General features: G+C 35.0%; 12 protein-coding genes and 1 tRNA gene. 8 read left to right on the top strand and 5 right to left on the bottom strand.

What is annotated here, in order from left to right; genetic code table 11:
- Positions 1-104: 104 nt before the first annotated feature.
- From ABWU48_RS06170 to ABWU48_RS06135, 8 genes are all read left to right on the top strand, one after another.
- Positions 105-180, top strand: a tRNA-His gene (locus ABWU48_RS06170).
- 187 nt (positions 181-367) lie between these two features.
- On the top strand, positions 368-2,290 hold the full coding sequence (mnmG, locus tag ABWU48_RS06165; RefSeq protein ID WP_353288362.1) for a tRNA uridine-5-carboxymethylaminomethyl(34) synthesis enzyme MnmG: 1,923 nt from the start codon (positions 368-370) through the stop codon (positions 2,288-2,290).
- Positions 2,291-2,298: 8 nt separating this feature from the next.
- Complete coding sequence (locus tag ABWU48_RS06160; protein ID WP_209472456.1) at positions 2,299-3,966, top strand: aminopeptidase P family protein; 1,668 nt, start codon at positions 2,299-2,301, stop codon at positions 3,964-3,966.
- Between the two features lie 121 nt (positions 3,967-4,087).
- The gene (locus tag ABWU48_RS06155) at positions 4,088-4,453 is read left to right on the top strand and encodes a hypothetical protein (protein ID WP_064125381.1); all 366 of its coding nucleotides are present in this window, start codon (positions 4,088-4,090) and stop codon (positions 4,451-4,453) included.
- Positions 4,454-4,734: 281 nt separating this feature from the next.
- On the top strand, positions 4,735-5,691 hold the full coding sequence (locus ABWU48_RS06150) for an IS5 family transposase (protein ID WP_209472359.1): 957 nt from the start codon (positions 4,735-4,737) through the stop codon (positions 5,689-5,691).
- A gap of 53 nt (positions 5,692-5,744) precedes the next feature.
- On the top strand, positions 5,745-7,424 hold the full coding sequence (locus ABWU48_RS06145; protein ID WP_353288522.1) for a ComEC/Rec2 family competence protein: 1,680 nt from the start codon (positions 5,745-5,747) through the stop codon (positions 7,422-7,424).
- A 61-nt stretch (positions 7,425-7,485) separates the two neighbouring features.
- The gene (locus tag ABWU48_RS06140; RefSeq protein WP_353288361.1) at positions 7,486-9,183 is read left to right on the top strand and encodes a hypothetical protein; all 1,698 of its coding nucleotides are present in this window, start codon (positions 7,486-7,488) and stop codon (positions 9,181-9,183) included.
- Positions 9,174-10,118, top strand: coding sequence for an RluA family pseudouridine synthase (locus ABWU48_RS06135; RefSeq protein ID WP_038227940.1), 945 nt, complete (start codon positions 9,174-9,176; stop codon positions 10,116-10,118). The genes ABWU48_RS06140 and ABWU48_RS06135 overlap by 10 nt, the downstream gene beginning before the upstream one ends.
- An 11-nt stretch (positions 10,119-10,129) precedes the next feature.
- On the opposite strand, the gene ABWU48_RS06130 is transcribed toward ABWU48_RS06135, so the two are convergent.
- From ABWU48_RS06130 to ABWU48_RS06110, 5 genes are all read right to left on the bottom strand, one after another.
- Positions 10,130-10,480, bottom strand: coding sequence for a diacylglycerol kinase (locus ABWU48_RS06130; protein ID WP_007549043.1), 351 nt, complete (start codon positions 10,478-10,480; stop codon positions 10,130-10,132).
- A 97-nt stretch (positions 10,481-10,577) separates the two neighbouring features.
- Positions 10,578-10,766, bottom strand: coding sequence for a hypothetical protein (locus tag ABWU48_RS06125; protein ID WP_010082006.1), 189 nt, complete (start codon positions 10,764-10,766; stop codon positions 10,578-10,580).
- Positions 10,744-11,073, bottom strand: a complete 330-nt coding sequence (locus tag ABWU48_RS06120) for an EndoU domain-containing protein (RefSeq protein ID WP_010082007.1) — start codon at positions 11,071-11,073, stop codon at positions 10,744-10,746. The genes ABWU48_RS06125 and ABWU48_RS06120 overlap by 23 nt, the downstream gene beginning before the upstream one ends.
- Entirely contained in the window at positions 11,070-11,357 is a 288-nt protein-coding gene (locus tag ABWU48_RS06115) for a hypothetical protein (protein WP_012673373.1), read from the bottom strand. Before ABWU48_RS06115 ends, ABWU48_RS06120 begins: the two co-directional genes overlap by 4 nt.
- A gap of 49 nt (positions 11,358-11,406) precedes the next feature.
- The gene (locus ABWU48_RS06110; protein ID WP_010963073.1) at positions 11,407-12,603 is read right to left on the bottom strand and encodes a phosphoglycerate kinase; all 1,197 of its coding nucleotides are present in this window, start codon (positions 12,601-12,603) and stop codon (positions 11,407-11,409) included.
- Positions 12,604-12,712 lie beyond the last annotated feature (109 nt).

Here is a 12,712-nt window from a genome sequence, read left to right as displayed (position 1 = left end):
TATCAATGAAAATATTTATTGGCTAAACTTAAAACCCTCTGCAAAAGGAGAGTTAAATAATCAATTGACTATTTGCGCTCTTATGTTAGAAATTTTATATCTTGGCGGGCGTAGCTCAGTTGGTAGAGCGTCAGTTTGTGGTACTGAATGTCGCCAGTTCGATCCTGGTCGCTCGCCCCACTAAAACCCGATAATTTGAAAAACCGTCATCCCGCTGCTTGTTAGCGGGATCTAGAGATACCGTGACGGTATGACGTGAGTTAGCTATACATTGGCCACTGATGATTGAAATAGTTAATTACTGTAAAATTTGACATTAACCGCTAATAGTTAGAATATTAGTAGAGTAAGAATTACTCAAGAAGGCATGCATAAATATGATGTAGTAGTAGTAGGTGGTGGTCATGCAGGGTGCGAAGCTGCTGCTGCTGCAGCTCGCCTTGGTGCAAACACGCTGCTTATAACTCATAAAATTTCAACTATAGGGGAAATGTCCTGCAATCCAGCAATCGGAGGAGTTGCAAAGGGCGTTGTAGTCAGGGAAGTTGACGCTCTTGATGGAATAATGGGAAGAGCAATCGATCAAGCAAGTATACACTCAGTCATTTTAAATAGCAGCAGAGGTGCAGCAGTATGGGGCCCGCGTGCACAGGCAGACCGAAAATTATACAAGCAAGCAATACAGGAAATTATTCTAAATTATAATAATTTGACGGTAAAAGAAGAGTCGGTTGACGATTTTCTTATAGAGAGTAATAACAATGGAGAATTGTGCATTAAAGCTGTAATAACAAGCTCAGGGGAGCATATACTGACAAGTAAAGTCGTTCTAACTACAGGGACTTTTCTGCGGGGTGTGATTCATATAGGAGAGCAGGTAACTCCTTCAGGGAGAATGGGAGATAAGCCTGCCGTAGAACTTGCAAATACGTTGAAGAAATATAATTTTAAATTAGGTAGATTGCGTACCGGAACTCCGCCAAGGCTTGATCCTGGCACTATAAACTGGTCAATATTGCAAGAACAAGTGGGTGATAATCCACCTGTGCCGTTTTCTTACTTAACAGAAAAAATTAATCAACCTCAGGTATCATGCTTTATTACCCATACTAATGAAAACACGCATAAAATAATTAGAGAGAATCTGCACAGGTCAGCTTCTTCGTATTTGGATGATATTATAGCACCAAGATACTGCCCATCCATTGAAACTAAGGTTAAAAAATTCGCAGAAAAAAGTAGTCATCAAATATTTTTAGAACCAGAGGGCTTGAATGATGATACTATATACCCGAACGGAATTTCAAATTCATTGCCTATTGAAGTGCAGTGTGAAATGATAAAGAGTATCAAGGGACTTGAAAATGCAGAAATACTAAGACCTGGATATGCAGTTGAGTATGACTATATTGATCCACGAGAACTAAGCCATACTCTTGAAACTAAGAAAATTAAAGGCCTATATTTTGCTGGCCAAATTAATGGCACTACTGGATATGAAGAAGCAGCAGGGCAAGGAATTATTGCCGGAATTAATGCAGCACTCTCTGCATCTGAAAAAAAAGAAAGCTTTGTTCTTCATCGCACAGACTCATATATCGGCGTAATGATAGATGATCTAGTCACCAAAGGGGTGATCGAACCTTATAGATTATTTACCTCACGTGCAGAATATAGGCTAGCTATCAGGTCAGACAATGCAGATAGAAGATTAACACAAAAAGGTTATGATATTTCCCTTGTTTCGCATGAGAGATACTCCGTTTTACAGAATAAACTTGAATCCATTAAGCAGCTTGAAGAGGAGTTAGGGAGTCTGACGATTACTCCTGAGCAGCTTAGGTCTTATGGTATCAAAATATCTTATGATGGGATAAGAAAAACGGCACTAGATTTACTTAGCTATCCAAACATCGACTGGAATAAATTACAAGAAATATGGCCGGAGTTAAGCAGCATCACGCGCTGGGATGGCACCGCAATGGGTAGCATAACTAAGAATGAAATATGCGAAGCGGTTGAAATTGAAGCAAAATACAAACCTTATCTAATAAGACAAGAAGCGGATATGAAGTTTTTACGAGAGGAAATTAACACTCAAATTCCAATTGATTTTAACTATTCACAAGTTAAAGGCCTGTCAAGTGAAGTAATAGAAAAGTTGCAGACGATAAAACCAGCGACGATTGGCATTGCAAAGCAAATACAAGGCATCACTCCTGCAGCGATAGTGAGCATATTAGTGTATTTGAGAAACAGGAAAACGAAAGTGGCTGCTAATTTTGTATGAGGTGTTCTATGTCAAAAATCGAAGAATTTCGTTCTTTTATGCACGAGATAAACGTTGATGCATTTATGTTGCATACTAAAGATGAATATTTAAATGAGTATTCAGAGGAGCTAACAAAGCTGTGTGGCTTTACAGGAACAAATGGGCTACTTATCGTTACAAAAGACAACAAGTGCCCATTTTTTACGGATGGACGCTATATCACACAAGCTCGCAATCAGCTCGATCGGGGCAATTTTCAAGTATATAATATACAAGAAGAGGATCCACGCGAATGGATAAAAGCAAACTTAACATCGACTGCCTCACTAGGTTATTATTTGCAATATTTTACCATAGAAGATATAAGAAAGTATGAGAATATCTGTAAATTAATACCCTGTTTAGCTGGAAAAAAAAGTGACTGTCGAAAACAAGCAGTGGTTTTACATTCTATTGAATATGCTGGTGAAAGTAGTAAGGACAAATGTGAAAAAATAGCTAAAAGCATAGATAAAGAAGCTGAAGTAGTGCTTTTAACTGATCCAAATTCAATTTCGTGGTTATTAAATTTAAGAAATGAAAATGCTAAATATACTCCATGTATATTGGGCCGTGCTATATTGTATAAAAGCGGTAATGTTGGTTTGTTTATTCAAGATAAAGAACATTCAACTATAGAAGCAAATTTAGGCAATCATATAAATATTTTTGATATTAGTGAGCTAGAAAATTCGCTGCACAAGCTAAATTCAATAGTCATGGATCCAAGCACAACTCCAATGAGTATCATGGCTGTAATAAAAGATAAACAGGTAGCTGAGAGAGAAGATCCTTGTCTAATTTATAAAGCAGCAAAAAACCAAACTGAAATAGCTGGGGCTATAAATGCGCATATCAGAGATGGAGTGGCAGTTACAAATTTTCTATATTGGCTTGAAAATAATGTTGGTACAGAACTTGAAGCTGAAGAAAAGATTTTAGAATACAGAAAAGAGCAGAATTTGTTTAAGCAACTAAGTTTTCCAATAATTTCAGCATTTAATGAGAATGGGGCAATAATTCACTATCGTGCAAGCAGTAAGACGAATAAAGTAATTCAGAAAGATGGACTGTATTTGATTGACTCTGGTGGCCAGTACCTTGACGGCACAACTGATGTGACAAGAACTGTAGCAATTGGCAATCCAACTGATGAACAAATAACCCACTATACAATAGTACTCAAAGCTCACATTGCTATAGCAAGTGTCATCTTTCCTCCTGGCACTACTGGTGGAGAATTGGATATATTAGCACGTACGCATTTATGGAAATTTGGAATGGACTATATGCATGGTACAGGGCATGGAGTAGGAAGTTACCTATCAGTACACGAAGGACCACAAGCAATATCAAAAAGTAATAAAGTGAAACTCACGCCAGGGATGATACTTTCCAACGAACCTGGCTATTACATTCCGGGAGAGTATGGAATAAGAATTGAAAATCTGATATATGTTGACAGGCAAGAAAACGGCTTCTTAAACTTTAAACAACTGACCTCTATTCCATATGATAGAAGACTAATAAATGTGCAAATGCTTACTAAGGATGAAATTGAATGGATAAATGGCTACCATCAATTTGTCTATAAAAACTTAGAAAATAGCGTAAAAGATAAGGAATGGTTAAAGAAGGTATGTGACCCTTTATAAGCAAAGGAGCATTTTTTATTATTTAAAAAGTATTAATGCAATTGTGACAGGTATTTTGTATTGTTTTTAATTTTAAAATAATATATAATAAAGAACACGTATTTTTAGGTAGGTTATAATTATGATAGACAAAGGGCAAGAAGATGAATTTATGAAGCAGTATATGGATACTTGCAAAGAGCAAATAGAAAAATTAGCCAAGGATCCTGAATTGCTTAATCAGACTTTAAAACCATTTATGCAAATGTCTCAGCAGCTTATGGCTGGCGGTATGTTAGAAGGGGCTATGCCTGGCATGATACCTGATTTGGGCAGTATGGATGTTAACAAGATGATTGCTCAGATGAAGGAAATGATTGACTACATAAGAGGTAACTATAAGGAACTAATGAAAGAGCACAGCTCGCAGATTCAAGAGCTTGATGAATCCAGTAAAAAGCTAAGAGGCTTAGTTAAAAAATTGATAGAAAAGATCGAAAGTAAGTAAATAACATCTGGATTTCTGTCATTCTATATACAACTTTCTAGTTGGACGGTAAGTCGAGGTCAATTATTGATGCCATGAAAGTAGCTGACACTGGTTCCTTTATGACGGCAGTGCCCAGAGGTGTCATTCCAGTGCTTGACACTGGAATCCAGGAAACTTAACTTTACACCAGGTAATAAGAACTGGATCCCAGTGGGCTTTGTTGCATAGCAACTGAAAAAATCTGGTGGCTACTGACAAAATTCATTATAAAATAGCCATTTAACCTTGAAAGAAAAAATATGCCACAAAAAATGAGGGTCAGTAACCATAGCGAATATAACAAATTTCTAGAAAAAAGAGGAAATATTTTTCATTATATCAACGAAGCCATAGAAAAGTGGTACGAGAATGGTCCAAAAATACCAGGTGGCAACAATATTTATAGCGATAAAGTTGTAATTTTGGTGCACATAATAACTTGTTTATTTAGAATAGGCCTGAGGCAAACAGTTGGGTTTATAGCAGGATACCTTGAGCAAATTGGGAAAAATTTGCAAGTTATCAGCTATTCACAATCATCAAGAAGGTTTAAGAAACTCAATATTAAGATCAATGATTGCAGAATTGATAAAAATAATATGGAAGATATCGAAATTGCTATAGACAGTACAGGAATTAGTATATACAACAACACTCCTGGTCATAGCAAAGAAAATAGCGAAGATAGAAAGTATCGCAGCTATGAACAGACAAGAAAATTGCATGTAATGTTGAATACAAACAGCAAAAAAGCCATAGCTGTAAAATACAGTAACGGTGTCTACTCTGATCACTATGGAGCTTGTGATTTGCTAAAAGAAGTCGATTTTCAGTATGTCATAAAAGTACTATATGCAGATAGGGCATATGACAGAGAAAAGCTCTATAAGCTGTGTAATCAATATGGTATAAAAACGAAAATTCCTCCGAAAAACAACGCAGCAGAGCATCCAAAGTTAGACTATATGGCTGAGAGAAATTCTGCAGTCAAGCTCATAAAGTCATATGATGAAGATAGTATAAAGAAGTGGAAAAAAGAGATGAGTTATGGAAAAAGATCTTATATAGAAAGTTTTTTCTCGCGACTGAAACAAACATTCGGGTTTAGTTTTAGGAATAAATCTGAGACAAATAGAGAGAAGGAACTACTTGTTAAATGCTATTTGCTCAATAAGTTCACTGATATTGGTATGGCTAAATTTGAGATAGCTTCATAAATTTATTGTGCGTTACCTACTATCCGAAGAGCGATGCAACAAAGCCTACTGGGATCCAGAAAAAAAAGATATGGATTCCAGCGTCACGCGCTGGAATGACACCAGATAGAGCTCTAGATAACATCAGAATATCAGTTAGAACCAAAGTGGAAAAAGGCATTAAAATAGGCGATCAAGTAAAATTATCAGCAAAACTCTTCCCTCCAAAAATTGCGCCTTCGGAGTATGCATACGATTTTGCAAGAATAGCATATTACCAGAAAATAAGTGCAACAGGTTTTGCAACAAGCAAAATAGCCCTACACAAAAAGGCTGAAGCAAGGCAATTTCTAGAGTATATGGAATCTTTCCGTCAATACATTTATGAAAACCTGCAGCAAAATATTAAAAAACCACATGCAGACATAATTTCTGCATTACTGATCGGTAAAAAGGACGGAATAGACCAAAAAACTATGGATGCGATACGAGATTCAGGTATAGCACATTTGTTTGCCATATCTGGTTTGCATTTATCATTTGTTGCTGGCCTGTTTTTTATAGTGTTTCGTAATTTATTTGCAACATCTGAAACTTTAACTCTTAAGTATAACACCAAGAAAATATCTGCATTCCTTACTATTTTGCCAACCACGTTTTATTTGTTGATTACCGGCATGCAAATTTCTGCTCAGCGTGCCTACATCATGGTGATTTTAGTACTCGTTGCAATAATGATAGAGAGAAAATATCGAGGGTTAATAGCAATTGCGTTTGCTGCTTCAGTGATACTCTCAGTAGAACCAGAAGCAATTTTAAAGCCACGCTTTCAGATGTCATTTTCTACTGTTTTGGCACTGGTTGCCAGTTATCAAATTAATGCTAATAAATTATTCAAAATAAAAATAATGAAATATTTTGTGTCGATAATGATCAGCTCAGTAATAGCAAGTTTAGCAACTGTTCCGTATACGATATATAATTTTAATTATTTTTCAATTAGTGGCATTATCACAAATTTAGTTGCTATACCAATAGTTACATTAATTATTATTCCACTTGGAATAATTTATGTCTTATTGATTCCTTTAGGTATTGAATGGATTATAGCGCCATTTATAGAGCGCCCAATTGACAGCATTTTGTATATAACAAACGCTATCGCTAGTCTTCAGTATTTGGTTATTCCCATTCGTACTTTTCCTGCCTCATCAATTATTATAATAACATTTGGGTTATTGTGGCTGTGCTTGTGGGAAAGAAATTGGCGTTTTTTGGGATTTTTTTTTATTGTACTAGGTATTTGCTTTAGCGCTGCATATAAAACCCCCGACATCCTAATAAATGCTGATAATGTTGCTGCAAAGGAGAGTGATAACTTACTATATTCTCTCACTAGAAAAAGCAGAAATTTTGTTATCAAAACGTGGGCAAAGCAAAACGGACAGAACCAAATTTTGAATCATACAAAATATAGCAATCCAGATAAAAGACTAAAGTATGGCTGTATATATAATAAAGGAAATAATAAATCAGTACTGCTTGCTTATAAAAAAGAAGATATCTTGAGAAACTGTAATAGTGTTGATCTGATAATTCAATTAAGTGAATTCGACTATTCAGCTTGCAACGCTAAAATTATTAAACATGCTGATCTAGAAACGTATGGCACACATTCTGTTTGGTTAACAAATCGTTACGTAAAGATTAATACAGTGCGCTCCAATAGGCCTTGGCACATGTTGAAAAATTAAGAAACTTGATTTTAAGGTTTGGTTAACGTATACCTAAATAAGTTTAAACTAGAAAAATGTTATGGTTACAGACACTCAAGATCCTTTCAAAGACTATTTTGATTTTTTAGGATTTAGAAAACTTTCTGACCAGCCCAGTAGAATTTTGAGCTCTATAAGAAAGTATTCTGGTACTATATCGATAGCAAGTACCATTGCTACTCTTATAGCATTTACTGCCTTTTCTATTCAGCCTGTTACAGTAGGTATTGCTTGGTTTGCGTTCACGCCAGCACCTCTTGCCTTTATTCCTCTTATAGTTCTCTTATTTACTGCTGTTATAAACTTTATAAATACACAAAAAATAAAAGAGAATGAAATAGATAAAAAAATAGGAAACTATCAAGTTGATGAACAGTACAGCCAGATTGCTCAAGAAGCTAAAAAAATTGAAATTGTAACAAATTTAGATAAAAAGGGGGAAAAGCTTTCAATAGTTTTACCAATTTCTAAGACGCAGAGAGAAATACTAGAAGATATAGAAGCAGAAAATAGAAATAGGATTCTCTTGTTTACTGGATCATATGTATTTGGTACTATTATAGTAGTTTCAGCAATATCACAATCCATTAATGCTCCAATAATATTAATAGCTTTATTAGTCGCTATTCTTTTATGCATCATATCAACACTTAGCAATCTAATAAGTAATAGCGTGGATCATGAAAATCATACTATTAGAAAACACAGTTCTTTAGGTCTTCTATTTCCATACTGGTCTGGAAAGGGCATGGTTGTATCAGTAGTAGAAAATAAGCTTGGTAAAAGGGAAAATGAACTAATATCTCTAATGAAAAAACTACTTAGTCCGCTTTGCAACTCATTTCACAGTAACCTTAAAAAAGCTTGCGATTTACTTGATAATAGTCTTTTAAAGCCTGCAAATATTAACATTAAAGAAACGCTTGATCACCTAAAAAAAATCAGAGAAGACATCAAAAAAGATTTAGATTGGCTACATGCAGAAATTTCAGAAGTTTTAAACAACACTAAAGAATTGACAAAAAAAGCACATTCACTAGATATTGAAGGTACTTTTTCTAGGTTAGAGAATGCTATTAAAATTGCTGAAGATAAAATTGAACGATTTGAACCAAGCCGCTTTGTAGGCTGGCTTCAATCAACTACGCAGTCTAATAATAACGAGTTCCTTAGCATGCTAAAAAAGTTAAAAGAGGATACAGAAGAGGAAAAAACGGAATTGAAGGAGCAATTAAACGTAGTAAGGAATGAATTAGAAGAAATAAAAAAGAAGCAAGCTCAACCAAGTACGCCTGATTTAGAAGCTAACAATGGAAATAATACTAATAAATTATTAGTATTAGAAAATAAAGTCAAAGAACTACGTGACACAGTTAGAAAGTTAGAGCTGGAAGCAGAACAAAATAAGCTGCAGCAAAAGAAGGAAAAGTTAGAGCAAAAAAAATCTGAACAAGAAAAAACAGATGAATGGAAAGAAAAAATCAACGGCAAACCAAGTGAATTCTTATATTATTTATTAGAATCTATTAAGCTGGAAGAAAAAGATAATAAAGAAAAAAAGGTTGAGGCAACATTACGAGATTTTGATAATAAAGTTACAATCTACTGGAAAGATGGCTCTCAAACAATTTGCCATATTAAAAAACAAGGTGATCTGCAAATTGAGTCTAGTGCAACAATGTTTACAGACCCAAATGTTCAAGCAGCATGGGAAATGGCGCGGGGTAAATCACTATAGATTACTCAATAATAACCTTAAGTGTTAATAATGATAAAGAGAAATTAAGGTTAGACACCTATATAGCTGAAAAATGCAACATATCACGCAGCAAAGCGCAAAGATTGATACAAAATGAGCAGGTGAAATTACTTGGCACACCGATAATTAATAATGACTACATAGTAAAACCAGATGAAGAGTATGTGGTGCATCTCGTTCAACCTGACATATCCACATCAATTGAGCCTAATTATGACATAAAACTTAATATCGTCTATGAAGATGAGGACATTATAGTTCTGAGTAAACAAAGTGGATTAACAGTGCACCCAGGTGCTGGGACAAACAATGATACGCTTTTGAACGCAGTTATCGCTCACCTTAATGTAAGACCAGGAATTGTTCATAGACTCGATAAAGATACTAGTGGGCTAATGGTAATTGCAAAAAATGAAGCAGCCCATAGTTTTTTGTCTGAATTGTTATCGAATCGCAAAATAAAGCGGGAATACTTAGCAGTAGTTTGGGGAACATTATCTTCTCAGCAAGGCACGATAAAAACTAACATTGCTCCCAAACGCGGTAATAAAGAAATGATGTGTGTAACAAAAATCACAGGCAAATTAGCAATCACTCACTATTTAGTGCAAAAAGTTATAGGACAAGTAAGCCTCGTTAAATGCACTTTAGAGACAGGCAGAACACACCAAATTCGAGTCCACATGAGCCACATAGGACATTCCATAGTTGGTGATCAAGTTTATGGAAAAAATAGTAGTAAAAGCACAAAATATGCTAAAAACTCTAGTTTCATTCGTAATTTCAATAGACAAGCACTACATGCTTATACACTGGGCTTATACCACCCAAAAAGTAAGGAATACATGGAATTTGTCTCTGATTTACCGCAAGATATAAAAACTTTAATTGGTGAGTTTGACAACATATCTTAATAACATTCGTATTAACCTATCAATATTATCATCCATGTTATCAGGAAGTTAATTAATGAAAGAAAAACTGCTGCACTACCTAGATCTTTCACCTTTTTTGAAAGTATGTGTTGTTCACTGGAAATACGCTCAATTGTCGTTTCAAAAGCAGTGTTAACAATTTCCACAATTAACACCAGGAATAGGCTGCTTATCATTACTGCACGTTCTAGATTACTTACATCCAAAACAAACAAAATTGAGACACATACTATAAAAAGCAGTAACTCCTGTCTGAACGCAATTTCTGATATAAAAGCTGATTTTATTCCTTCACAAGAGTATTGAATTGCTTTTATTAGACGAATAATGCCCTTCTTCATTATTATTCACAAAACCCTTTAATCAAAATTTTAACTCATTTAGATTTGCTACACCCTATAGCATTTTTATCATTTGTTCACCCTATTGGTTTTGAAATTAAGATTTACCGCAACTACAATAAGTACTCTTATCATCACATTTTGGTGTTAAGTCAGGATAGAACGTGAGTATAGCATCATTCTTTCTTACAAACACTGATTGATAATTGTCATCTTCCATTTCATATAGACACATTCCATCTTTTCCTAATTCCTTAAACGCCTTAGTTGCAGAAATTATCGGCATGAAGGTTATATGCGTATCCATTTGGGCATTTAACTTTCACTTCCCCATCCTTACCCAAATATTTCATTCCAAATGTATAAACCGGCGGCTTAATATCTGATTCATTGCACAGGATTCCAACTGCCCATTTATCCTCTTGAGCTTCAACATATCTACCTACAAAATGCATACCACCTAATTTATCGTTTGGCTCACCACAAAAAATATGTCCAAACCCTATAGTTTCTTTTTCACTTCCACTATTTGTAAACCAAATGTTAGCCAGTTCATCTTTAAGTAACTCCAAATCCGCATCTGGCGTAATCACTTATATATTCCTTTCACTACTTCTTGATGCTGCGGACAACTAAGTAAAATTTTGAAATCTTCTTTATCTGGATGTGCTCCCCAATCTCCACAAACTTTCAACACTCCTCTATCGAAGTCAGTTAATTCTGAAACGGTGGCTGGTTGTGAACTGAAAAATGGTTCAAAATTGACTTCAACATTTTCTTCTACATAGCCGGTGTGAAAATAATGATCCTTAATATAAAAAATAAATCCTATTATTGGTATTATTAAACACAAAATTAGTTTAACTGTCTTCGACATAATCACGTTCACAAAAAAGCTAGCCTATAAGAAATAATTTAAAAAAGTTTTAATCTAATCGTTTTTGCAGAGCAGCAACTCCCGGCATTTCATCGCCACTTAACCAATCTAAAAATGCTCCTCCACCAGTGGAAACATATGTAAAATCCTTATCGGCAAGGCCTGCAGCGCTTATTGCAGATAGACTATCGCCTCCCCCTATTATGCTGGTTAACTTTCCTTTGTGCGTTAAGTCACTTACGATTTTCATTACCCCTATTGTACCGCTTGCAAAAGCTGAATGTTCAAAAACACCAATAGGTCCATTCCACAGCAGAGTCTTACTGCTTGCTATTATACTGCTTATTGTACTCAAAGTTTGTGGTCCGATATCCAAAATTATATCACCGTCCAAAATGGACTCAGTTCTTCTTGAAATACTAGTGCTGTAATCAGAGTTTACTGCAACCAGAACGTCTTCTGGCACAACTATTTTGCAATTGTTTTTATTTGCTGTTTCAAGAATATTATGCAGAAGGTCGTCAACACCATTTTGAAAGAAAGATTTCCCTATATTTACTTTGCTAAATGACAAAAAATTATTGGCTATTGCACCACCTAGAACTAGGTAATTAACCTTTTCTGTTAGCTTCATAAGCACTTTTATTTTAGTTGATATTTTAGCTCCCCCAACTATCGCAGTAATAGGTTTAGCTTTAAACGATACAGCTTTTTCAAGATACTTTAGCTCATCTTGCAAGCAAAACCCTGCATAAGAGGGTAAAAATTCTGTAATGCGTGAAATAGAAGCGTGAGCTCTGTGAGAGCAAGAAAATGCATCATTTACATATATATCCGCTAGAGATGCTAGTTGTTTGGCAAAATTTGAGTCACTTTGCTCTTCCTCTTTATAAAATCTTAGATTCTCTAGTAATATTATATCTCCTGCATCCATAACACTTACTGCTCTTTGTACTTTTTCACCAAAGCAATCGTCAATGAATTTCACTTTTTTATTTAGTAACTGCGATAAAGTGTCAATTACATTTTTTAGCGACAGATTATTGTCTCTGGCCTTTGGGCGTCCAAAATGTGATATAATAATAATCTTTGCACTCGCATTCACTAAATACTGAATAGTAGGCAATGCTCTCAAAATACGAGTGACGTCACGAATTTCTCCATCTTTTATAGGAACATTGAAGTCAACTCTGAGTAAGACGGTTTTATTGTGAAGATCACAATTTTCTATACTAGGTATATTCATTACAAAATTGAAGCTATAAAGTCACTATACAGCAGTTTGATCTAAAGTAAAGTTTTAAGCTTACGAACGTTTAAGGAAATTTGCATGCCAAACGCTTGACACTGGAACC

The sequence above is a fragment of the Wolbachia endosymbiont (group A) of Tromatobia lineatoria genome, assembly GCF_964028565.1.
Lineage (GTDB): Bacteria > Pseudomonadota > Alphaproteobacteria > Rickettsiales > Anaplasmataceae > Wolbachia > Wolbachia pipientis.
This window is presented reverse-complemented; position numbering and strand designations above follow the sequence as displayed.